At 68.6% G+C, this 22635-nt stretch carries 18 protein-coding genes and 1 other RNA gene; 13 read left to right on the plus strand and 6 right to left on the minus strand.

Translation table 11 applies throughout. The features are described 5' to 3' along the window. Positions 1 to 144 precede the first annotated feature (144 nt). Complete coding sequence (locus FL344_RS29270) at positions 145 to 4494, plus strand: response regulator (RefSeq protein WP_141620863.1); 4350 nt, start codon at positions 145 to 147, stop codon at positions 4492 to 4494. A 160-nt stretch (positions 4495 to 4654) separates the two neighbouring features. Here the strand turns inward: FL344_RS29270 and FL344_RS29275 are convergent, their stop codons facing one another. Continuing rightward, entirely contained in the window at positions 4655 to 4876 is a 222-nt protein-coding gene (locus FL344_RS29275) for a hypothetical protein (protein ID WP_140862253.1), read from the minus strand. 189 nt (positions 4877 to 5065) lie between these two features. Here FL344_RS29275 and FL344_RS29280 point away from each other — a divergent pair, with 189 nt between their 5' ends. The 7 genes from FL344_RS29280 to FL344_RS29310 all read left to right on the plus strand — a co-directional run bounded on the left by FL344_RS29280 (position 5066) and on the right by FL344_RS29310 (position 13303). Next, on the plus strand, positions 5066 to 6004 hold the full coding sequence (locus tag FL344_RS29280) for a MoxR family ATPase (protein WP_090492865.1): 939 nt from the start codon (positions 5066 to 5068) through the stop codon (positions 6002 to 6004). A gap of 16 nt (positions 6005 to 6020) precedes the next feature. Further along, positions 6021 to 7436 carry a patatin-like phospholipase family protein gene (locus tag FL344_RS29285; RefSeq protein ID WP_141620864.1) on the plus strand — a complete coding sequence of 472 codons (1416 nt, stop codon included), beginning with the start codon at positions 6021 to 6023 and terminating at the stop codon, positions 7434 to 7436. Positions 7437 to 7532: 96 nt separating this feature from the next. Next, positions 7533 to 8480, plus strand: coding sequence for a branched-chain amino acid transaminase (locus FL344_RS29290; RefSeq protein WP_141593314.1), 948 nt, complete (start codon positions 7533 to 7535; stop codon positions 8478 to 8480). Positions 8481 to 8586: 106 nt separating this feature from the next. After that, positions 8587 to 9927, plus strand: coding sequence for an AAA family ATPase (locus FL344_RS29295; RefSeq protein ID WP_090492860.1), 1341 nt, complete (start codon positions 8587 to 8589; stop codon positions 9925 to 9927). 116 nt (positions 9928 to 10043) lie between these two features. Then, a complete protein-coding gene (locus FL344_RS29300; protein WP_225888844.1) occupies positions 10044 to 10886 on the plus strand; it encodes a Fic family protein in 843 nt (280 codons plus the stop codon). A 153-nt stretch (positions 10887 to 11039) separates the two neighbouring features. Continuing rightward, positions 11040 to 12161 carry a bifunctional oligoribonuclease/PAP phosphatase NrnA gene (locus tag FL344_RS29305; RefSeq protein ID WP_141593312.1) on the plus strand — a complete coding sequence of 374 codons (1122 nt, stop codon included), beginning with the start codon at positions 11040 to 11042 and terminating at the stop codon, positions 12159 to 12161. Then, positions 12158 to 13303 carry a cysteine desulfurase family protein gene (locus tag FL344_RS29310; RefSeq protein ID WP_141620865.1) on the plus strand — a complete coding sequence of 382 codons (1146 nt, stop codon included), beginning with the start codon at positions 12158 to 12160 and terminating at the stop codon, positions 13301 to 13303. Before FL344_RS29305 ends, FL344_RS29310 begins: the two co-directional genes overlap by 4 nt. Here FL344_RS29310 and FL344_RS29315 read toward each other — a convergent pair. The 5 genes from FL344_RS29315 to FL344_RS29335 form a co-directional block, all read right to left on the minus strand. Continuing rightward, a complete protein-coding gene (locus tag FL344_RS29315; RefSeq protein WP_141620866.1) occupies positions 13300 to 14397 on the minus strand; it encodes a hybrid sensor histidine kinase/response regulator in 1098 nt (365 codons plus the stop codon). The genes FL344_RS29310 and FL344_RS29315 overlap by 4 nt on opposite strands. Beyond that, the gene (locus FL344_RS29320; protein WP_141620867.1) at positions 14394 to 15860 is read right to left on the minus strand and encodes an ATPase domain-containing protein; all 1467 of its coding nucleotides are present in this window, start codon (positions 15858 to 15860) and stop codon (positions 14394 to 14396) included. The genes FL344_RS29315 and FL344_RS29320 overlap by 4 nt, the downstream gene beginning before the upstream one ends. Before the next feature lie 222 nt (positions 15861 to 16082). Then, a complete protein-coding gene (locus tag FL344_RS29325; RefSeq protein WP_228558411.1) occupies positions 16083 to 16253 on the minus strand; it encodes a hypothetical protein in 171 nt (56 codons plus the stop codon). Between the two features lie 106 nt (positions 16254 to 16359). Further along, positions 16360 to 17358, minus strand: a complete 999-nt coding sequence (locus FL344_RS29330; RefSeq protein ID WP_090492852.1) for a serine/threonine-protein kinase — start codon at positions 17356 to 17358, stop codon at positions 16360 to 16362. Then, entirely contained in the window at positions 17355 to 18245 is an 891-nt protein-coding gene (locus FL344_RS29335) for a lipopolysaccharide assembly protein LapB (protein ID WP_228565469.1), read from the minus strand. The genes FL344_RS29330 and FL344_RS29335 overlap by 4 nt, the downstream gene beginning before the upstream one ends. 249 nt (positions 18246 to 18494) lie before the next feature. Between FL344_RS29335 and ssrS the strand changes: the two genes are divergently transcribed. The 5 genes from ssrS (at position 18495) to FL344_RS29360 (ending at position 22634) form a co-directional block, all read left to right on the plus strand. Then, positions 18495 to 18690: non-coding RNA, 6S RNA (ssrS, locus tag FL344_RS29340), on the plus strand. Positions 18691 to 18709: 19 nt separating this feature from the next. Continuing rightward, positions 18710 to 19333 carry a 5-formyltetrahydrofolate cyclo-ligase gene (locus FL344_RS29345; protein ID WP_002639727.1) on the plus strand — a complete coding sequence of 208 codons (624 nt, stop codon included), beginning with the start codon at positions 18710 to 18712 and terminating at the stop codon, positions 19331 to 19333. Beyond that, the gene (locus FL344_RS29350) at positions 19330 to 20118 is read left to right on the plus strand and encodes a TIGR00282 family metallophosphoesterase (RefSeq protein ID WP_141593306.1); all 789 of its coding nucleotides are present in this window, start codon (positions 19330 to 19332) and stop codon (positions 20116 to 20118) included. The genes FL344_RS29345 and FL344_RS29350 overlap by 4 nt, the downstream gene beginning before the upstream one ends. A 56-nt stretch (positions 20119 to 20174) precedes the next feature. Beyond that, positions 20175 to 21437: a tyrosine--tRNA ligase gene (gene tyrS, locus FL344_RS29355; protein WP_141620870.1), complete on the plus strand. Its 1263-nt coding sequence runs from the start codon at positions 20175 to 20177 to the stop codon at positions 21435 to 21437. Between the two features lie 96 nt (positions 21438 to 21533). After that, positions 21534 to 22634, plus strand: coding sequence for a hypothetical protein (locus tag FL344_RS29360; RefSeq protein WP_228565470.1), 1101 nt, complete (start codon positions 21534 to 21536; stop codon positions 22632 to 22634). The last annotated feature ends 1 nt before the right edge of the window (position 22635 follow it).

Consider the following 22635-nt stretch of genomic DNA (forward strand, 5'->3'; position numbering starts at 1 on the left):
CCCTCAGTCCGTTCGGAAGTCGTCGTCCGCGGCAAGAGCTCGTGAGGCTGGCAACCGAGCTGCTCCTGGAAACTTTCCAAGGGTCACAAGCGCCCGATAGGATGTTCCGGTTTTCACAGCACTTTTTCCGGGACAAAGGGCTTCATGGAGCGTCGGGTCCTCATCGTCGAAAGCGAGCATGATTTTGCGCTCAGCATGGCCACCGTGCTCAAGGGTGCGGGTTACCAGACAGCCTTGGCTGAGACGGCGGCTGACGCGCAGCGTGAGCTGGAGAAGCGCCGACCAGACTTGGTCGTCCTCCGCGCGGAGCTGAAGGATCAGTCCGGCTTCGTCCTCTGCGGCAACATCAAGAAGGGCAAGTGGGGTCAGAACCTCAAGGTCCTGCTGCTCTCCTCCGAGAGCGGCGTGGATGGCCTGGCGCAGCATCGTCAGACGCCGCAAGCCGCGGACGGTTACCTCGCCATCCCATTCGAGATGGGCGAGCTGGCCGCCCTGAGCCACGGCATCGTGCCGCCGGGCACGGATGACACCGGCGCGTCGCTGGATGCCGCGCTGAATGGGACGCGCGAAGCACCGCCGCCCATGCCTCCGTCGCTCAAGGCCGCCGCGGGGGGCCCGCCGAAGCTGCCCAAACGCGAGCGCCGCAGCGCGATGACGGAAGAGGACCGCGCGTTCCTCGACCGCACGTTCCAGTCCATCGCGGACCGCAAGGCGGAGCTGCTCGCCGAGTCCCGCCAGCTCAAGCGTCCGCCACCGCGGCGCGAGCTGATGGGCACGCCCGAGGGCAAGATCCAGATCCTCCGCGACGAGCTGAAGACGCGCGAGGCCCAGCTCGCCCGCCTCTCCGAAATCTGGAACGTGCGCGAGCGCGAGCTGCTCTCCGGCGAGGACCGCATCCACGAGAAGGACGTGGAGCTGCAGGGCTTGAAGATGCAGGTGGACGACCTGCTGCGCCGCTTCAACGAGGCCCAGCAGGCCACCATCCAGAAGGAGCGCGAGCACGGCGCCACCGTCGATGACCTGCTCCTCCAGAAGTTCTCCGCCGAGAAGGACCTCATCGAGGTCGTCGCCTCCAAGGAGAAGGACATCAACCTCCTGCGCCGGGAAGTCTCCCGCGCCGAGGAGGAGCTGAGCCGCCGCGCCGGCGAGCTGGAGCACGGCCGCAACGAGTACGACAAGCTGGAGAAGCACCTCGGCGTCGTCACGCTCGAGTTCGAGGTCAAGGAGCAGAAGCTCCAGGACACCATCCTCGCGAATGAAGGCGAAATCGCGCGGCTGACGAAGCGCGGTGACGACTTCGAGTCCGAGCTGAACCGCACCATCAGCGAGCGTGACCAGCGCTTCGCCGAGCTGGACGGTGAAATCCAGGCCCTCCAGGAGCGGCTGCAGCAGACCGAGCAGGAGCGCGACACCACCGTGCGCGGCCTGGAAGCCCGCGCTGCCCGTGCCGAGGAGCACGGCACCCAGGCTGACGCGGAAATCCACCGGCTCAACGCCGAGCGCGATGCGCTGGAGGCGAAGCTCAGCCAGCAGGTCGCGGACCTGGAGGCGGACCTCGCGCGAACCACGGGCGAGCGCGACCAGCTCCGGCTGGACAAGGACGCCCAGGAGGCCGAGCTCACCCAGCGCATCGAGGAGCGTGACGCGAAGCTCGGCACGCTCGAGCGCGAGCTGTCGGAGACCATCGCTCGGAACGAGCACACCGAGGCGGAGCTCAACGCCAACATCCAGCAGCAGCTGGAGCGCATCGGCGAGCTCGAGGGCGAAGTCGAGGCTGTCAAGACGCACCTGGAGGACCGCGAGAATGAGCTGACTGCGGAGCTCCAGGCGCTGGGACAGGCCAAGGACGAGCTGGAGACGGACCTCAACGACCGGCTCCAGGCCCTCTCCCAGGCGAAGGACGCGCTGGAGGCGGACCTCTCCCGTCAGTTGGAGGAGCTGCGCTCCGCCAAGGCCGAGCTCGAAGCGGACCTCACCGGCCAGATTCAAGCGCTCACCTCGCAGCTCGAGGAGACGCAGCGGCAGCTCGATGACTCGCAGCGGACCGGCGAACAGCTCTCCGCGCGCGTGGCCCAACTGGAGGACACGGTCTCCCAGCGGGAGTCCACCATCGAATCCCTGCAAGGGGACGTGGCCGCGCGCGACCAGCGCATCTCCGAGCTGAGCGGAGACCTGGAGGCCACCAGCCAGACGCTGGCCCAGACGCAGCAGACGCTGGCGCAGACGGAGCAGCAGCTCGCCGACACGCAGAACACGCTCGCCAGCACTGAAGGCACGCTGGCGGAGACGCGCGGCGAGCTGGACGCCACCAGCCAGACGCTGGCCCAGACGCAGCAGGCCCTTTCCGACACGGAAGGCGCGCTGGCGCAGACGCGCGGCGAGCTGGACGCCACCAGCCAGACGCTGGCCCAGACGCAGCAGACCCTCTCCAACACGGAAGGCGCGCTCGCGGAGACGCGCGGCGAGCTGGATGCCACCAGCCAGACGCTCCAGCAGACACAGCAGACGCTGGCGCAGACGGAAGGCGCGCTGGCGGAGACGCGCGGCGAGCTGGACGCCACCAGCCAGACGCTCCAGCAGACACAGCAGACGCTGGCGCAGACGGAGCAGCAGCTCGCCGACACGCAGAACACGCTCGCCAGCACCGAAGGCACGCTGGCGGAGACGCGTGGCGAGCTGGAGGCCACCTCCCAGACGCTCCAGCAGACGCATGCGGCGCTGGAGGACACGCGCGGCGCGCTCCAGGAGACCAGCGACACGCTGGCGCACACCACCCGCGAGCGCGACCAGCGCATCGCGGAGCTGGCGGACCTGGGCGCCGCGAAGGACGCGCTGGAGCAGGACCTCACCGGGCAGATTGGCCAGCTCCGCAGCGAGCTGTCCGAGACGCAGGGCAACTATGAGGCCGAGCGGGCCGCGCACGAGAAGCTGGCCGCGGAGACGAGCGCGCACATCGGTGACCTCACCAGTGAGCGCGACGGACTCCGCTCCGAGTTGGAAGCCACCAGCCAGACGCTGGAGCAGACCCACGGCCAGCTCGCCGCCACCCGCGACGCGCTGGCGCGCGAGCAGCACTCGCACCAGGAGAGCCGGAAGGCCGCCGCGAGCGCCCAGACCGCGCTGGAAGGCCAGCTGGCCGAGGCGCGTGCCCATGGCGAGGACCTGGGCGAGCACCTCACCCTCACCAAGCACGAGCTGGGCACCCGCGTCGCCGAGCTGACGCAGCTCACCGCCACGCTGGCGCAGACGGAGAACACCCGGGCCCACCTCGAGGAGCGGCTGCACACGCTCACCGAGGAGTCGCAGCGCCGCGAGGAGCTCCTCCAGAACGACCTGACGCAGAAGGGCACCGAGCTGTCGGACACGCTCCGCAAGCTCACCCACGTGACGCAGGAGAAGATGCGTCAGGCGGAGGTGCTCAACCGCGAGGTCGCCACCCGCACCGAGCAGCTCAAGGCCCTGGAGGCCAAGCTCCAGACGCAGGCCACCGAGGCCCGCCGTCAGGCCGAGGGCCTGGGGCAGCAGATTGCCGGTCTCAACGAGCAGCTCGAACAGGGCCGCAAGGCGCTGGCGGGCCGCGAGGACCAGCTGCGCGCCGCGGGCGCCGCCCAGCAGAAACTCACCGCCGAGCGGGACGGCCTCGCAGGCCAGCTCCAGCAGGCCGAGGCCCGGCTCCAGCAGCAGGCCCAGCAGGCGAACCAGGAACGTGCCGACGCCAAGCGCGCGGCGGACGAACTGGCCGCGAAGCTGGCCAAGGCCGAGCAGCGCATCGCCCAGTTCGCGCAGGACGCCCAGACGCAGGCCAGCGAGGCCGACGCCAGGGCCAAGGACCTGCAGGGCCAGCTGAGCGCGCGCGCGAAGAAGATTCAGGACCTGGAGCTGGCGGTGGAGAACGCGCAGGGCGCCAAGTCCCGCGCGGAGAAGGAGCTCAACGCCAAGGTGGCCGCCGCCGAGAGCAAGGCCCACGAGGCCTCCACCCGCCTGGCCGCCGCGCAGAAGGAGCGCAAGGACCTGGAGGCGCGGCACGCCAAGGAGCAGGAAGACCTCGCCGCCAAGCAGAAGGCGGAGCTGGAGCGTCGCGACGCCATCAAGGCGCAGGAGGTCGCCCGCCTGCAGCAGTCCGTGCAGGAGAAGAGCAAGGCCCTCAAGGTCGCCGAGCTGGAGCTGGCCCGGTACAAGAGCAAGTCCGCCACCCCGGCCACCCCGGCCAAGGCCGCCGCCAAGCCCGCGGCGGCCGAGGACGACGAGCTGGCCGTGAGGACGCAGCTCAACCAGGTCATCGCGCCCGCCGCCGCGGCCCAGGCCCCGGCGAAGAAGCCGGCCGCCAAGCCTGCGGCCCAGGCTGCCGCGAAGAAGGCCCCTGCTCCGGCTCCCGCCCCGCCGGCGGCGCTGAGTGACGAGTCCGAGCCCACCGACCGGACCCTGGTCATCCAGTTGCCCACGGCCAAGGAAGACGACGACTGGACGGCCCTGGTGGACGAGCTGGACAAGTAACGGCGCCGGGATTCCGGCACCCCGCCGGAATCCCGACGGCCTCGGCCTCGGAACCCCGAGTCCACAATGAGACGGCCCTGACATCCATGCCCTAGCCGGGCAGGTGTGTCAGGGCCGTCTCAGTTTCAAGCCAGGAAGCGTCGAGCGGTTCCATCCGCGCTCAGAGCGCGGCGCGTGCCTCGCGGACCAGCTCCTTGAAGTGGAGCGTGGAGACGACGTCCCGGAGCGACACCACGCGGCCCCCCGTCTGGGCCTCCTCCTGGGCACGGCGCCAACTGCTGCGGAGTGTACGCAAGGCGACATAGGCCAGCAGCAGCGGGAAGCCGCCCGGAAGCAGGACCACTGCCACCATCATCACCATCCGCAACCACGCCCACACCATGACCGCTCACCTCCCTGAATACCGATTGGAAACTCTGAGATGCACGAGGTGTGCCCACGTTGCGCAGAAAATTTCCCTCCAGAGTTACGCGGGTTTGCCAGGCAGCGAGGCGAACGGGCCACGATGACGACGCCGGAACCCTGGCATTTTTGCCGCAGTCCCCAGGAGGGCGTCGGTTAAGTTCACCGGGTGAGCACCCCTTCGACGGTTGAGAGCCACGCCTTCACCAGCGTGGAGGACGCGGAGAATCGCCTGGAGCAGGTGGGCTATCTATCCTCGCCGGAGATCGCCACGGCGGCCTTCCTGGCGGACCGGATGAACAAGCCCATCCTGGTGGAAGGCCCCGCCGGCGTCGGCAAGACAGAGCTGGCCAAGGCACTGGCCCAGGCGCTGGGCCGCGAGTTCATCCGGCTCCAGTGCTACGAGGGCCTGGACGAGGCGAAGGCCCTCTACGAGTGGGAGTACGCCAAGCAGCTGCTCTACACCCAGCTCCTCAAGGACAAGATTGGGGACATGGTGCAGGGCACCACCACGCTGGCGCAGGCGGCGGACCGGCTGGCCTCCAGCGACGCGGTGTTCTTCTCTGAACGCTTCCTGCTGCCCCGCCCGGTGCTGAAGGCCCAGCTCTCCGAGCGCCCCGCCCTGCTGCTGGTGGACGAAATCGACAAGGCGGACCCGGAGTTCGAGGCCTTCCTGCTGGAGGTGCTCTCCGACAACGCCGTCACCATCCCCGAGCTGGGCACCTTCCGGGCGAAGCACATCCCCCGCGTGCTGCTCACCTCCAACGCCGCGCGAGAGCTGTCCGACGCGCTCAAGCGCCGCTGCCTCCACCTGCACATCGACTTCCCGGACCGCGAGCGCGAGCTGCGCATCGTCCGCTCGCGACTGCCCCAGGTGCCCCAGGTGCTGGCGGAGCAGGTGGTGGAAGCGGTGGCCGCCATCCGCTCGCTCGACCTGAAGAAGGCGCCCTCCATCAGCGAGACGCTCGACTGGGCCCAGAGCCTGGCGCTGCTGAACGCGGAGCAGCTCACCGCCGACGTGGTGGCCTCCACGCTGAACCTCGTCCTCAAGTACGAAGGCGACATCGAGAAGGCGAAGGCCAACCTCTCGCAGATCGCCCAGGCCTGACGGGCCCTCGAAGCGCGTGCTGCTGAAGGAACGCTTCCAGATCACCCGGCCGCTCGAGGAGATGGAGCTCCGCCTCGTGCGCGCATCGCTGGCGAACGCGGCTCTGGTCGACCCGCGCGAGGAAGCCATCCTCCGCACCGCCCTGTCGCTGGCGCGCCTCTACAAGGTGCGGCACGGCGAACGCGACGTGGGCGTGGGCGCGCTGCTCACCCCATTTCGCGAGGAGGTGGAGCGCCGCCTGGGCCCCATCCTCAAAGCCCCCTTCCCGCCCACGCGGGACCGGCTGATGCCGCACGTGAAGGACCTGCGCCAGCACGCCGCCAAGGCGCGCGACATGGTGGCGCAGCGGCTGCGCGGGCGCGTTCCCCCCGAGGCACTGGACCGGGAAATCCGGCACAAGGAACTGGTGCTGGTCACCGGTGGCGGCGGCGGCACGGCCTACGTCTACCTGGGAGCGATGAGCCTCCTGGACGAATACGGCCTGGAGCCGCGCCTGCTCGCCGGGACGTCCATGGGCGCCATCCTGGCCATCATGCGCTCGCGCCTGACGCGCTTCGACGCCACGGACATGATCAACATCGTCCGCGGGCTTTCCTTCCGGAAGCTCTTCCGCTTCATCTCCACGGAGAGCCGCTATGGCCTGCCCGCCGCGCTGCGGCTGTTTCTGCGCGCGGGGCTGGGCCGCTTCTTCAGCGCGGGACCGGAGAACAGTGGCATGCGGCTCAAGGACTTGCCGGTGCCGACGCTCATCGCCGTGGGCGGCATCCGCCGCGGCATGCTTCCCCGGCCGCTGGAGTATTACGAGCGCCTGCTGGGCACCAGTCCGCTGGGTCTGCTCAACCCCGCGGGCGTGGCACGCCGCATCCAAGCCGCCATGGGTGCCATGGCCGAACTCTTCACCCGCCCCGAAATCACCGCCCGCCTCTACCTGGGTGCGGACGACACCACCGGCGACTTCGACGCGCTCGACGCCGCGGGCTTCTCCTCCGCGCTGCCCGGCGTCATCCACTACGACGTGCTGCGCGAGGACCCCGGCATGCACACGTTGGTGGAAGGACTCATGGGCCAGCACGGCGTCGCGAGGCTCATCGACGGAGGACTGGTGGACAACCTGCCAGCGAAGGCGGCGTGGAAGGCAGTGGCCCGAGGCCGCATCGGCACGCGCAACGCGTTCATCCTCGCGCTCGACGGCTTCGCCCCGAAGCTGACCACGCCCTTCTGGCTGCCCCTCCAGCGGCTCGCCGCGATGACGGTGGCGCCGAACCTTCCCTATACGCACCACGTCAAACGCTTTCCGCGAACACTGTCACCGCTAGACGTCGTACCGTCGGTGGAACTGGCCTCGAAGGCGTTACAATTCGGCAGGGCGGCACTCGCGGAGGACCTCCCGTTCCTCCGTCGGATGCTCGCCCCCCTGCCACCAGTGCTGTGACTGTTTCGGGACGAGAAACACGCTTTGACCTCATAGGTTTCACTGGCTAGAAGGCCCTGGCTGTCCCCCATCAACATCCAGGCGAAGGAACAACGAATGAGCTCGACCTCGAGTAGTGGAGTGCGCGCCGAGCAAATCTGGCTCGACGGCCGACTGATGAAATGGGACGAGGGCCACGTGCATCTGATGACGCACGCGCTTCACTATGGCCTGGGTGTCTTCGAGGGCATCCGCGCATACAAGACGCACGACGGACGGCTGGCCGTCTTCCGGCTGCGTGAGCACGTCCGCCGGCTGCTCGACTCGGCGCACATCATCATGCTGAAGATTCCGTACACCGAGGACGAGCTCTTCGACGCGTGCGTGAATCTGCTCCGCGCGCAGAAGGACCTGTTCGCCAACGGCGCGTACCTGCGGCCGGTGGCCTTCATGGGCGACGGCGCCATGGGCCTGGGCGCGGTGAACCCCACCCGCACGGCCGTGACGGCCTGGGACTGGGGCGCGTACCTGGGCGACAAGGGCATCAAGGAAGGCATCCGCGCCAAGGTCAGCTCGTACACGCGCATGCACGTCAACGTGAACATGGTGCGCGGGAAGATTACCGGCCAGTACGTCAACTCCATCCTCGCCAAGCGCGAGGCGGTGCTGGCGGGCTACGACGAGGCCATCCTCCTGGACATCAGCGGCTTCGTGGCCGAGGCCTCCGGAGAGAACATCTTCCAGGTGAACAAGAAGGGCATCATCAAGACGCCCCCGCTGTCCGGCCCCATCCTGGACGGCATCACCCGCGACACGGTGCTGCACATCCTGCGCGACAGCGGCCGCACGGTGGAGGAGGTCACCTTCACCCGCGACGCGCTCTACATCACCAACGAGATCTTCCTCTGCGGCACGGCGGCGGAGATCACCCCCGTGCGCGAGGTGGACAACCGCCAGGTGGGCGACGGCAAGCCCGGCCCCATCACCCGGTACGTGCAGGACATGTACTTCCGCATCGTGCGCGGCCAGGAGCCGAAGTACGCGGAGTGGCTCACGTACATCTGAGCCCCCCGCTTCGCCCCCCTCTTCGGCATGGGAGGGGGGCGGGCAGTCAGGGAAGAGGCCACGTCCCGCGCCCGACCGCCCATCGAATGGGCTAGAACGGGGCTTGATGGCTCCTCCCGCTGGCTACGACTACGACGACAATCCGTTCAAGCTCGAGAACCCATCCATCCTCGACATCGCTCCACCGGAGCCGAAGTCGGTGGAGGACACGGGGCTCAAGATGGGCATCCTGTCCGACATCGCCCTGAAGTACCTCTATTACGCGGGCACGGGCACGGGCATGGGCATCGCGGACGAGATGCGGCTGCCGTGGCCAGGCGTCATCGAGCACGTGGTGGACTTCCTCGCCACGGAGAAGCTGGTGGACCTGCGCGGCGGCAAGGGCTTTGGCCGCGCGTCCGTGGAGTTCATCCTGTCGGAGAAGGGCCGCGAGTACGCGCGAGACGCCCTCACCCGCACCACCTACGTGGGCCCCGCGCCGGTCCCCATTGAGCAGTACAACGCGCTCATCACCAGCCAGACGGAGGAGACGCCCGTCGTCAGCCAGGAGGAGCTGGTGATGGCGCTCAGCCACCTCACCGTCCCCGCGGAGCTGATGGACAAGCTGGGCCCGGCGGTGAACTCCGGCCGCTCGCTGTTCCTCTACGGCTCGCCCGGCAACGGCAAGACGAGCCTGGCCGAGGCCGTCTCCAACATGTTCGGCGGCGAGGTCTTCGTCCCCCACTGCCTGGAGATTGGGAACCAAATCATCCAGGTCCACGACCGGCTCATCCACACGCCGGTGTCGCTGGAGGTCGGCCGGGACGCCTCCGGCCGCCGGCAGACCTTCGAAATGGACAACCGGTGGCTCCTGTGCCGCCGGCCCTCCGTCGTCGTGGGCGGCGAGCTGACGCTGGCGATGCTGGACCTCATCTATTCGGAGAGCACCCGCTTCTACGAGGCCCCGTTCCAGGTGAAGGCCAACGGCGGCATGCTCCTCATCGACGACTTCGGCCGCCAGAAGGTCCACCCCACGGACCTGCTCAACCGGTGGATTGTCCCCCTGGAGAAGCGGGTGGACTTCCTCACCCTTCACACGGGCAAGAAGTTCGAAATCCCCTTCGACCAGCTCCTCGTCTTCTCCACCAACCTGGACCCCAAGGAACTGGTGGACGAGGCCTTCCTGCGCCGCATCAAGTACAAGATTGAGGTCGGGAACCCCGACGAAGAGGCTTACCGGGAAATCTTCAGTCGCGTCTGCGAGGCAGCGGGAATCCCGTACGTGGACCAGGCCGTCACGTACCTCATCGAGCACTACTACAAGCCGCGGAGCATGGAGCTTCGCTCGTGCCACCCTCGGGACCTGGTGAGCCTCATCCGGGACGCGGCACGCTACCGGCAGATACCTCCCGCGCTCTCAAAGGACCTGCTCGACCAGGCGTGCGAGGTGTTCCTCGTCAATCTGTGATGATTTCGTTGTTACAACCGCGCGGAATTTCTAGAATCCACGCGCCGTTGTACCGCTCGGCCGCATGCTTCGAGTACCGCCCGCGGCGGACCCGCAGCGAGAAGGAGCCGCAGTCCGTGAAGGAACGCTACCAGGACATCGACGAGAAGAACGAAACGCTGCGTGGGTACCTCGACATCTACAAGGACAAGCCGGACGCGCGCGAGTTCTTGGACAAGATGGAGATGTCGTGGATCTACCACGACGCCGCGCTAGAGGGAGTCGTCTACACCCATCAGGAACTGATGGCCGCGCTGTTCCCTCATCGAACCAGCGCGGAAGCCTCCATGATTCCGGTGGTCCTCGAAATCCGGAACCACAAGGCCGTCTGTGACTTCATCCGAGAGGAGGCAGCGGGCGCCAAGAAGCAGGCGCAAATCACGCTGACCACCATCAAGCGGATGCACGACCTCTTCCTGGGCAACACGCCGGAGGCCCAGACGGAGCGCGCGCGCATGGAGCGCCGCGAGCGCACGGAGAAGGAGCTGGCCAAGGAACGCGACAGGTCCGGGCTGCGCAAGGACATGCCGCTGCACCGCACGTACTTCCACGACATCTCCCAGCCGGCGAAGATCCAGCCGGAGCTGGAGAAGCTCGTGGACTACACGGCCAGCGCCGAGTTCCGCGAGTTCCACCCCATCAAGCAGGCGGCCACGGTCCAGCACAAGTTCGTGCAGATCTTCCCCTTCACCGAGCACAGCGGGAAGGTGGGGCGCATGTGCAGCAACCTCATCCTGCTGCGCAACGGCTACATGCCCGCTGTCATCCACTCCATCGACCGGCAGCGCTACTACGAGTCCTTCCGGGGACCCGCGGCGGGCTTCCGGACGGTGCTGATGGACGCGATGGAGAACTCGCTCGACAACGGCATGAAGTACTTCCGGGACCTGGGGCGCAAGTACAAGGCCCTGAACAGCTAGTCCACGTCCCGCGGCGGCCCGGCGAGGGAGCGCGCAGGCTCACGCTCCTCTCGCGCGTCGTGAAGGATGCGGGGTCCGTCGACACCATTGGTGTGTTGGCAACAGACCCCGGATCCTCGAATCCCCGGACGGGAGGAAGTAAGAAGAATACCCATGCCCGTGACACAGTCCCTCAACAGCCGCCGCGGAACCGGAAGCTCGGGAGGCGAGCTGACGGAGCCCCCGCCACCGCGGCTGGCCCATATGCCAGCCCGTGACAAGCTGGAGCGGCTCCTGCGAGTGGCCCAGGGCCACCACAAGGCGCTCATCCTCACCCACGACAATCCGGACCCGGACGCGCTGGCGGCGGCGGTGGCCCTGGCGCACCTGCTCGAGCGCAAGGCGGGCCTGAAGGCCCACATCGGCTACGGCGGCATCATCGGCCGGGCGGAGAACATCGCCTTCGTGAAGGTGCTGCGCCTGCCCGTCTCGCACGTGTCGACCATCGACTTCGACGAGTACGACCTCTTCGGGCTGGTGGACACGCAGCCCAAGGTGGGCAACCACTCCCTGCCCGCGCGGCTGCAAGCGCACCTGGTGGTGGACCACCACCCGCTGCGCCAGGAGAGCCTGGAGGCCCCTTTCGCAGACGTGGGCGGCGACTTCGGAGCCACGTCCACCATGCTGGTGGAGTACCTGCGCGCGGCCCGGTTGGAGCCCTCCGCGGAGGTGGCCACCGGCCTGTTCTACGGCATCAAGGCGGACACGCGCGACCTGGGCCGGGAGACGACGCCCACGGACGTGGACAGCTACCTGTGGCTGTTCCCGCGCATGGACAAGATGCTGCTGGCGCAGATTGAGCATCCCGAGCTGCCCGCGCGCTACTTCCAGCTCTACCACACGGCCTACGAGCGGGCGAAGGTGTACGGGACGGCCATCATCACCGACCTGGAGGAGGTCTACTCCCCGGACATGGTGGCGGAGGTGGCCGAGCGGCTGATGTTCCTCGAAGGCATGAAGTGGTCGCTGGCCTTCGGGACGTACCGCAACCAGCTCTTCCTCAGCTTGCGCGTCAAGGACCGGCGGATGAACGCGGGGCGCCTCATCCGCGAAATCTGCGAGGACTACGGCGGCTCGTCCGGCGGCCACGGCAGCATGGCCGGAGCGCGGCTGCCGCTGTCCGGGAAGCTGGCGCAGCGCAAGGCGCTCAAGCGCGAGCTGGTGGCCAAGTTCCTGGAGGCGTTCGGCGTCGCCGACCAGCGGCCGGTGTCGCTGCTGTACGCGCAGGACTCGTGACGTACTGGGACTACAACGCGGCCGCGCCGGTGCGAGCGGAGGTGGCGGCGCTGCTGTCGCGCGCCTTCGCGTCGAGCGGTTATGGCAATGCGTCCAGCGTGCACCAGGAGGGCCGCGCGGCCCGGGCCCGGTTGGACGCGGCGCGGGCGCAGGTGGCCCGCGTGCTCGGCTGTGAGCCGAAGGAAGTCAGCTTCACCGGCTCCGGCAGTGAGGCGGACGCGCTGGCGCTCGTGGGCGCCTGGCACATGCGGCCCCAGCCCGACCGGCGACGGGTGGTGACTTCCGCGGTGGAGCACCCCGCCCTGCTGGGCGCGGTGGCGCAGTTGGAGCGGGAAGGCGCCCACGTCGTGCGGGTGGCGCCCGGTCCGGACGGGCGCGTGCGCGAAGCCGACATGCTGGAGGCCCTGACGCCGGACGCGGCCTTGTGCTCGTTGATGTGGGCCAACAACGAGACGGGCGTGCTCCAGCCCGCGCGGGAGGTGGCGCTCGCGTGCCGGCAGCGCGGCGTGCTGTTCCACACGGACGCGGTGCAGGCCGCGGGCAAGGTGCCCCTGTCCCTGCGCGAGGTGGACGCGGACCTCCTGTCCCTGTCCGCGCACAAGTTCGGCGGCCCTCCGGGCGTGGGCGTGCTGATGGTCCGCAAGAGCGTGGACGTCCGCGCGCTCACGCCGGGCCACCAGGAAGGCGGCCGTCGCGGAGGGACGCAGAACGTGCCCTACGCGGAGGCGCTGGCGCTGGCGCTCACGTTGGCCGATGCGGAGCTGTGTGAGACAACGGCGCGGCTGACCACGCTCCGCGATGCATTCGAACGGGAAGTGACGGCGCGACTGCCCGGCGTGCACATCAACGGCGGCGCGGCCCCACGCGTGCCCAACACCAGCAACCTGCGCTTCGACGGCGTGGAGGGTGAGTCGCTGCTCATCGCCCTGGATCTGGAGGGCATCTGCGTGTCCTCCGGCGCCGCCTGCGCGTCCGGCACGTTGACGCCGTCGCATGTCCTGCGGGCCATGGGCCTGTCGCCCGCGCAGGCCCGAGGCAGCCTTCGCTTCAGCATGGGCCCCGGCACGACTGAAGCGGACGTGGCGCGCGTGGTGGACGCGCTCGTGCGGCACGTGCCGCACGTCCGCGCGCTGGCCGGCTAGGACACGGAACGCCGGCTCAGGGGCAGCCGAAGGTGGAAGGTCGCCCCCTCCCCCAGCACGGACTTCACCGACAACGAGCCGCCGTGCAGCTTCGCCAGCGACGAGGCGATGTAGAGCCCCAGGCCATGCCCCTGGGCGGGCTCGCCGTCCGCCCGCTGGAAGCGCTCGAAGACGGAGGGAAGCGCCCCCGCGGAGATGCCGATGCCCCAATCCCGGACGTGGATGTCCGCCAGCCCGGGGTGCAGGGAGAGGCCCAGTTCGACCCGCCGTGCCTCGCCCCCGTACTTCACCGCGTTGGAGAGCAGGTTGTTGAGCACCTGCCGCACCCGCTCCCCGTCGAAGGGAATGAACACGGGCGCCTCCACTCCCCGCAGCACGAAGTCCACCTGCGGTTCCAGGTCACGCCACTCCTGGATGAGCTCCCGGAGGAAGACGGCGATGTCGCCCTGCCTGGGCCGCAGCTCCACCTTGCCTTCGGACAGGCGTGAAGCGTCCAGGATGGAGGAGATGAGGTGGTTCATCCGGTCCAGTTGCCGCAGTACGGCTTCCGCCGAACGGAGCTCGTCCTCCTCGCCCCGCTTCTCCACCTTGCGCTGCAGGACCTGGGCGTTGAGGCGGGCCGAGGAAAGCGGCGTCTTCAGCTCATGGGCCACCCAGTTGAGCACCTCCTCACGGGCCAGGAAGGGCCCCCTGCGCGTGTCCGTGGGGCCTTTCGGCCCGGGGAGGGTCGGCACGGCCACGGGCGGCCTCGAGCGAAGCGCACCGGTGATGGCCTCTTCAAAAGCGCTCAGGTCCACGGGCTTGGCGAGAAAGACGTCCGCCTCCTCCCTTCCCGCAGGCCGCGCGGCGCTCAGCAGCACGAAGGGAACCGATGCGAGACTCGGCTCCGCCCGCATGGCGCGCAGCAGCTCCATCCCCGTGCGGCGGGGCATCATGTGGTCGCTGACCACCAGGTCTGGCGGCTCCGTGCGCGCAAGCATGAGCGCGTCTTCGCCATTGTGGGCCCGGATGGCGCGGTAGCCGAGCGCCTCCACGACCTCGGCGAAGACCTCGAGCAGCGCTTCCTCATCCTCCGCGATGAGGACGCCGCTCATTCCGAGGCTCCGATGCTCGTCCCAATGGGCCGGGCCTGCCCCGTCAGCAGCCCCTCCGCGGAGCGCATCGTCGCCAGCACCTTCATCCCTGCGTCGGTGATCTGGAACTCGCGCAAGTCATTGTCGTACTTGCTGTCGCGCATCTTGAGCACCGACAGGATGCGGTGGATGCGCCCGCGCAGCTCCACGTAGCGCAAGAGGAGCAGGTTCTCCCCGAGGATGGAGACGGGCGCATCGCTGAAGTCGAGCTCCGTGCCAGCCACCTTGGAGACCTCCCGGGTGTACAGCGTCGTCACCCCCGCCCGGCGCAGCTTCTCCGCGAGCGCCCCCAGGAAGAGCGGCCTGCGCTCCCGCTCGGTGATGGACTGCTCGAGCGTCGTGAGGCCATCGATGACGAGCCGCTTCACGTTCCGCCGCTCCACCTCCTGGAAGATGCGGTCCATCACCAGGTCCGCCTCCAGCTCCGTCGGCGGAATGTACAGGTAGGTGATGAGCCCGCTTTTCACGAAGCGCGCCACGTCCAGTTGGATGCGCCGCGCCCGCGCGGCGAGCGACGCCGTGGAGTCATGGAACGAGACGAAGAGGGAGTGCTCGTCCCGGCGCGCCCCCTCCACCGCGAAGTGCGCGGCCAGCAGCGTCTTGCCAATGCCCATGCTGCCCGCGAGCAGCGTGGCGCTCGTGCGGGGCAGGCCGCCCTCCATCAAGACGTCCAGCTCTGGCAGCCCGAAGCTGACGCGCTCCTCGGGCGGCTCCACGTCTCCCCTCATGGGCTCCAGCGCCTCCAGGCGCGGGATGAAGGACACTCCGTCCCCGTCGATGCGCATCAGGTGCTCTCCCGACAGGTGTGGCCGGCCGCGCAGCTTCACGACCTCCACGCGGCGCATGCGGCGGGCGCCGTGCTTCACCACCGCCAGGGAGACGATGCCGTCCACCGTGGTGGCTTCGGGCAGCGTCAGCAGCTTCTCCAGGGGGTACTCGGTGGTGAAGAGGCCGACGCAATCCGCCGCGGCCAGGCCAATGCCCAGCTCATAGAGGAACTCGCGCAGGCGCGCCTCGTCCTGCCAGAGGTCCCGGATGGCGCGAAGGCCATCGATGAAGAGCAGCTTCGCGCCCCGCTTGCGCACCGTCTGGATGATGAGGTCCCGCGTCTCCTTCGCGCCCTGCTTGAGCGATGAGTAGGCGCTCATCACGAAGAGCTGTTCGTCCAGCAGCTCCTCCTTGAAGAAGCTGAAGCTGCTCAGCTCGCCCACGAGCTTGTCGTGGGGTTCGGACGTGACGGTGACCAGCACGACGGGCAGGCCTCGCGCCGCGGCGAGGAAGGCCATCTGGCTGCACAGCACCGTCTTCCCGCTGCCCGGGTCTCCAGCGACGATGATGGATTGTCGCCTGGGGATGCCTCCGCCCAGCAGCGTGTCGAAACTCGGGATGCCCGTCTCGAAGAGCGACCACGTCCGGCGATCCATTCAGGATCCATCACTTGTATTGGCGGGTGAGGGAACGCGCGCGACGCTCGACCGCCAGAAGAAGCGCGCGCAGGAACACTTTCAGCGAGCTCCGTTTTCGAGAACTAACAACCCGGATGCGCGGGGCCAAGCCTCTGCATCGGACTCCAGGGCCTGGTCACGCGCCAGATGCACGCTGTTGGACACGCGCGAGGTGAAACCCGCGCTGCATGCCCTGCGTCGCTACCAGGACTGCTCCGGAAGCGACTGCTCGCGAACGTCCTCATCGGGCTGCCCGTAACCGGGCATCCCATCTTCCCGGGCTTCGTCCGCCTTGGAGGTCCGCGGACGCTTGCGCTCCTCGGGCTCGGGTGCGGACTGCTCCGGCTTCTGCTGCTTGGGCTCGTTGGCCATCTGGATTCCTCCCCCCACGCGACACCGCGCGCGGCGGAAGGAAAGGTCGTCATCGTCCTGGAAGGTGGGCAGGAACGGTGGAGCGGACAACAGGGTGCCCGTTCCCCTACCCCGCGCGCGAGCCCGGCGTCGGCGGCGTCCCGCTGGGCGACGGCGCGGCGGGCACCTCGTCGCTGGCGCCGAAGAGACCACGCACCACGGCGGCGATGGCCAGCGGCGTGCCCACGCGTTCGTCGTAGTGGGGCGTCAGCGCCTGGGCGAACTCCTCCGCTGTCGGGAAGCGGTCCTCGGGACGCTCCGCGAAGGCCCGGGCCACCACGGCCTCCAGCGCCTCCGGGATGTCGGGCCGCAGCTCCCGCAGGGGCCGGTACTGCCGGGCGCGGATGGCGTTGAACACGGCGTCCGGCGTCGTGCCGGTGAAGGGGCGCTCCAGCGTCAGCAGCTCGTAGAGCACCACCGTGGCGGCCCACAGGTCGGCCTCCGGGTTCACCTCGCCGAGCAGCGATTCGGGGGACAGGTAGTAGGGCTTGCCCAGCACTTCGCCACCCTGGAGCTTGCCGTCCACCAGCACGCGCGACACGCCGAAGTCGCCCAGCTTGATTTCGCCCACGCGGGAGATGAAGAGGTTGGACGGCGACACGTCGCAGTGGACGATGCCCAGCCGCTCGCCCTGGGGCCCCGTGGCGGAGTGCGCGTACGCGAGCGCCTCCAGCAGCACCTTGCCCAGGTACACCGCGAAGTCGAGCGGCAGTGGAATCCCGCGCACCTTGCAGCGCCGGAGGATCTGCCCCAGGTCGCGGCCGTCCACCAGCTCCATCACGATGAAGTAGATGCCCTCCAGCGCGCCGGCATCCAGCACCGTGACGATGTTGGGGTGGTGGAGCTGCTTGGACAGCTGCGCCTCGCGGGCGAACAGCGACACGGACTCCGGGTCCCGCGTCAGCGCGGGCAACAGGCGCTTGAGCGCCACCGTCCAGCCCTCGCGCGGGCCGGACAACACCCGGGCCCGGTACACCTCCGCCATCCCGCCCTTGCCCAGCACGGAGAGGACTTCGTAGTTGCCGAAGACCCGCGTGGTCTTCTGCGGGGAAGTCGGCTGGCTCACGGCGTGGTGTTTCCAACCCCCGCCGACGGGCGGACGGGAACCCGCTTCCGGGTCCGCTGCTGTTGCATGAACGTTTCGATGTCCTTGATGTCCTCGCGCAGTGCCTGCTCCGCCACCGCTTCCGCCGCGCGGCCCGCGGGCACCCAGCCCTGCTCGAAGGCCTTGCGCAGCGACTCGCGCGAGCGGTTGCGGTTGCCTTCGCGCTGATACGCATAGGCCAGCCACAGGTGGACGTCCGCGCGCCCCAACGCCCTGCCCGCCTCCAGCGTCTTCACCGCGCGGCTCACGTCATTGAGCATCAACTGGCTGGCCCCCAGGCCCACCACCGCGGCGGCGCTGCGGGGGTCCTTCGACAGGGCCAGCTCGAAGTGGCGCTGCGCCACGCCCGCGTTGCCCGCGGCCAGTTGACGCTGCCCCTCCTCCAAGGGTGACACCTCGCCCTGCCGGCCCAGTCCCGCGGCCACCTGCGCCGCGGACGAGTTGGCGCCGTCCGCCGTGGACGAGGCGGCCACGGCCGTGGTCGCTGAAGCCGCGCGCCCCGGCGCCACCGCTTCCGCGTCCCGGGACAACGGCCGCAGGAGCAGGAGGGAGTCGTTCTTCAACACCGGCGAGCGGCAACCGTCCTTCAGCCGGAACAGGGCCGTCATCACCCCATCGTCCGGGTTGAACACGACCAGCGCGGGCTGATTCACCCGCGGCTCACAGTGGGGCCCCAACTGACAGAGCAACACCTGGCCCACCAGGACGTTGTCCTGAAACTCGCCAGAGAGCACCTCCGTATCGGGTTCGAATCCGCAGGGTCCGCCAGTCGCGACCCCCACCAGCTGGTCTCCCTGCATGCGCATGGACACCACGCCATAGGAGTCACCTTGATAGGAGCTCGACACCGTGGGCGGTCCCGCCCACGCGAGGCCGGAGGCAACGGAAAGAACCGTCGCAAGACCCTTGTTCAATAGCGAGGGCGGCATATGTGGGTGGATTCGGGCTCTTTCCATCATAGAGGTCCCGCGCCTGCCTTGTAAACGCGCGAGGATGCCTTGACCCCGCCGCCCCCCGTCCTTATCATTTCCAAAGACTCTGGCGGGAATTCCCAATAGATTCGAGGATTTGGGAGCACTGTAGCTTTGTTCAAGGGCTGTCCCCTGCGGGGCGCGTGATGCTCGGCAGAAATTCGAACCGATACGTCCATTCCGGGGTCCGTTTCGGTCTCCATGTGCAAGCCCTCCCTCCTCACGGGGGATGAGGGAAGCCTGCGGAGGCATGACTTCGGTCCCCACCTGGCTTTTGAGGGTTCAATGGACGCCGGGCACACGGCCATGCTGCGGGGGACTTTTTCTTTGGAGCGGCGTCGGTGAGCGAGACGGTGGTGGAAGAGGCGGCGGCGAGGAAGCAGACCCTGCGAGAGGAGCTCACGGCGCGCCGGAAGGCGATGACGCCGGACCTCATCGATACGCGGGGGCTCAAGGTTCAGTCTCGGTTTCTGGCGGCACCGTATTATCAGAAGGCGCGCACGGTGGCGTTGTACGCCCCCATTCGGGGAGAAGTGCCAACCCGGGATATCCTGATTGCGGCGTTGCAGGACGGCAAGATTGTCTGCTACCCGCTCTCACATGTTCACGGGCGGATTCTTTCGTTCCGTGCCATCAAGTCGGAAAGCGAGCTGGAACCGGGACGTTTGGGGGTGCGTGAGCCCACCAACTCCGCGGACCTCATCGCGGTGGACCAGATTGACCTCTTCGTGGTGCCGGGCCTGGGCTTCACCCGGGAAGGCAAGCGGCTGGGGCGCGGGGGCGGTTACTACGACGCCACCCTCCGCGCGGCCAGTCAGCGCAGTCGTCGGGTGGGCCTGGCCTTCAATGACCAGGTCGTCCCCGTGCTGCCCACGACCGGGGATGACGTCGACATGGACCTGGTCGTAACGGAGTCTGAGTCCCTGCGCGGCCTGTACCGCGACTGGGACTTCCTCGATACGTGAAAGTCCTCTTCATGGGGGACGTGGTGGGCCGCCCGGGTCTCCAGGCGGTCCGCACGCTCCTTCCGAGGGTCCGCGCGCAGCACGGCGTGGACGTGGTGGTCGCCAACGCGGAGAACAGCGACCAGGGCTCGGGCATCACTTCAGAGACGGCCCACTACCTGCTCGACAGCGGCGTCCAGCTGCTGACGAGCGGTAATCATTTCTACTCCAAGAAGGCCATCCTCCCCTGGGTGAAGGAGCATCCGGACCTGCTCCTGCGTCCGGCCAACTACCCCAAGGGCACGCCGGGCAAGGGCCACGGCCTGGTAAAGCTGCCGGACGGGCGCGCGCTGGGCGTCATCAACCTGGAGGGGCGCGTCTTCATGCGCACCGAGGCCAGCCCCTTCGAGGTGGTGGAAGGGCTGGTGGAGGAGCTGCGCCAGCAGACGCCCTGCATCCTGGTGGACATGCACTGCGAGGCGTCCAGTGAGAAGAACGCCATGGGCGTCCACCTGGATGGGCGGGTGTCCGTGGTGGTGGGGACGCACACGCACGTGCAGACGGCGGATGAGCGCATCCTCCCTGGTGGCACGGCCTTCATCACGGATGTCGGCATGTGCGGGCCGCTGGACTCCGTCATCGGCATGAAGAAGGAGTCCTCGCTGGCGCGCTTCCTGGGCAAGCCAGCGCCCTATGAGGTGGCGGAGCGGCTCGTCTACCTGCAAGGCGTGGTGGTGGACATCGACGACGCCACCGGACGGGGCCGGAGCATCCACCGCGTGCGTGAGCACCTGCCAGGCACCTGAAACCCGGTGGAGGAAGTGCGTCCACGGCTGGCGCACTTCGGGTAGCTTGCGGCGCCATGAATCCGGACGCGCTGCGCAAGGCGACCCCCGAGGAGCAGTTCGAAGAAGTGACCCGTGGCACGGTGGACCTCCACGTGCCCGAGGACCTGAAGAAGAAGCTTCAGTACTCGTATGACACGGGCAAGCCGCTGGTCATCAAGGCGGGCTTCGACCCGAGCCGGCCGGACCTGCACCTGGGCCACTCGCTGCTGCTCACGCGCATGCGGCGCTTCCAGGAGTTCGGCCACACGGTGGTGTTCCTCATCGGTGACTTCACCGGGTTGATTGGCGACCCGACGGGCCGCAACGCCACGCGCCCGGCGCTCACGCGCGACGAGGTGAAGGCCAACGCGGAGACCTACAAGAAGCAGGTCTTCAAGGTGCTGGACGAGTCCAAGACGCAGGTGCGCTTCAACTCCAGCTGGCTGGACTCGCTGGGGACCGAAGGGATGATCCGCCTGGCCTCGCGCTACTCCGTGCAGCGCATGCTGGAGCGCGACGACTTCAAGAAGCGCTTCCGCAGCGAGGTCTCCATCTCCATCCACGAGTTCCTCTACCCGCTCCTGCAGGGCTACGACTCGGTGGTGCTCAAGGCGGACGTGGAGCTGGGCGCGACGGACCAGCTCTTCAACCTGCTGGTGGGCCGCCAGTTGATGAAGGAAGAGGGCATGGCGCCCCAGGTCATCATGACGGGCCCCATCCTGGAGGGCCTGAACGCGAAGGCGGTCGACGGGAAGATTGTCGGCGACAAGATGTCCAAGAGCCTGGACAACTACGTGGGCATCGACGAGCCGGCGGACACCATCTTCGGCAAGTTGATGAGCATCACCGACGACCTGATGTGGCGGTACTACGAGCTGCTCTCCGCGAAGACGCGGGCGGAGCTGGCGGAGATGCGCGCCCAGGTGGAGTCCGGCGCGCTGCACCCCAAGGTGGTGAAGGTCGGCTTCGCGCAGGAGATGACGGCGCGCTTCCAGGGCGAGGCGGCCGGGAAGAAGGCCGCCGAGGACTTCGAGAAGCGCTTCGCGAAGAAGGAGCTGTCCACGGACGAGCTGCCCCTGGTGGAGGTGTCCCTGGGCGGCGCGGAGAAGCTGCCGGTGACGAAGCTGCTGCCGGAGTCGAAGCTGGTCGCGTCCGCCACCGAGGCGCGCAAGCTGATGGCGCAGGGCGGCGTGCGCGTCAACGGCGAGAAGGTGCAGGACGTCAAGGCGGAGCTGGGCGCCGGCGAGTACACGGTGCAGGTGGGCAAGCTGAAGGCAGCCCGCGTGAAGCTCGGTTGAATCTCCGGCCGGTGACGGCCGTCGCAGGCGCAGGACATGCCCCCCTGCCCCTCCTCTGAGGGGCACGGCGGGGACTGCTGTAGACTCCCGTGCGCCATGCGTCTTTCCCTCCCCTGTCTCGCCCTGTTGCTGGGTGCCTCGCTGCCCGCCCTCGCGGGCCGCGGCGTCTTCGTGTCCGACGTCACGGTGGACGCCCTCGAGCAGCCCGAGTCCCGCAAGGTCGTCTTCACGGTGGAGGCCGGAAAGCCCTACCCCCTGCTGAAGAAGGGCGGCCCCAACCGCGCCTGGTGCAAGCTGAGCGGCGCGTCCGCCGAAGGCTGGGTGCTGTGTGAAGGCGCGCCGGAGTCCACCGCGCCGGCCGCTCCAACCGCGGCGGCCCTGGTGGCCGCGGACCGGGCCCACTCGGCGCGGCAGGTGACGATGCGGGGCCCCGCGGGCCGCGTGGCCGCGCGTGACGCTGACAACGACGGTGACGAGGAGCTGGCCGGCTCCGCGAGCTGGAAGCCGGCCACCGGCTGCGCGACGACGTGTGACAGCGCGCCCCTGTTCGCGAAGCCGCCGCCCTTGTCCGCCATGGACCGCGAGGTGTTGGACTTGTGCCCCGCGCGCCCCGACGTCAGCGTGAGTGAAGGCGACGTGCGGCGCTTCCTCTCGCGCCACTACGACGACCCGCGCCTCCAGCGGGCCCTGTCCGTGGCGGGCCGGCCCGGCGCGCGGCAGGCCAACATCGACTGGCTCACGGGCCTCTGGGTCAGCACCGGGCCTCGCAACGCCTTCACGCACGTCTTCTGCGGCGACGACTGGCAGCGAGGCCCCATTGGCGGCCTGCACTTCCTGCCGCGTTATGCCCAGCTCGAGGCGGAGGGCCGCCTCTGCTACCAGGGCCCGGTGCGCGGCGCCGCGGCCTTGAAGGGTGACGCCTACCTCATCCGCTTCAAGGGCGTGGCGCCCTGGTCCTGCGGTGAGAAGCGCGTCGGCGGCTTCTCACGCGCGCCGGACGCGGTGGGCCTGATGTCCATTGGCACGCGCGCCTTCGCCCGGTGCTGCGCGCGCGGCGGGGCCAAGAAGGAAGGCGGCGTGTACTCGGCGCCGGACCTGGGCGGGACGAACTGGCGCATCTGGTGCGGCACGCGCAATGGCACCTACGGCATCGCCACCCTGCATCCCACGGATGACAAGGCCACCTGCGGGGAATGAG

Source organism: Myxococcus sp. AB036A, from assembly GCF_006547355.1.
GTDB classification, from domain to species: domain Bacteria; phylum Myxococcota; class Myxococcia; order Myxococcales; family Myxococcaceae; genus Myxococcus; species Myxococcus virescens.

Bases quoted from the DNA above. Each gene is read 5' to 3' on its own strand.
- FL344_RS29270 (WP_141620863.1), top strand. From the start codon at position 145: ATGGAGCGTCGGGTCCTCATCGTCGAAAGCGAGCATGATTTTGCGCTC.
- FL344_RS29275 (WP_140862253.1), bottom strand. From the start codon at position 4,876: ATGGTGTGGGCGTGGTTGCGGATGGTGATGATGGTGGCAGTGGTCCTG.
- FL344_RS29290 (WP_141593314.1), top strand. From the start codon at position 7,533: ATGAGCTCGACCTCGAGTAGTGGAGTGCGCGCCGAGCAAATCTGGCTC.
- FL344_RS29295 (WP_090492860.1), top strand. From the start codon at position 8,587: ATGGCTCCTCCCGCTGGCTACGACTACGACGACAATCCGTTCAAGCTC.
- FL344_RS29305 (WP_141593312.1), top strand. From the start codon at position 11,040: ATGCCCGTGACACAGTCCCTCAACAGCCGCCGCGGAACCGGAAGCTCG.
- FL344_RS29315 (WP_141620866.1), bottom strand. From the start codon at position 14,397: ATGAGCGGCGTCCTCATCGCGGAGGATGAGGAAGCGCTGCTCGAGGTC.
- FL344_RS29320 (WP_141620867.1), bottom strand. From the start codon at position 15,860: ATGGATCGCCGGACGTGGTCGCTCTTCGAGACGGGCATCCCGAGTTTC.
- FL344_RS29325 (WP_228558411.1), bottom strand. From the start codon at position 16,253: ATGGCCAACGAGCCCAAGCAGCAGAAGCCGGAGCAGTCCGCACCCGAG.
- tyrS (WP_141620870.1), top strand. From the start codon at position 20,175: ATGAATCCGGACGCGCTGCGCAAGGCGACCCCCGAGGAGCAGTTCGAA.
- FL344_RS29360 (WP_228565470.1), top strand. From the start codon at position 21,534: ATGCGTCTTTCCCTCCCCTGTCTCGCCCTGTTGCTGGGTGCCTCGCTG.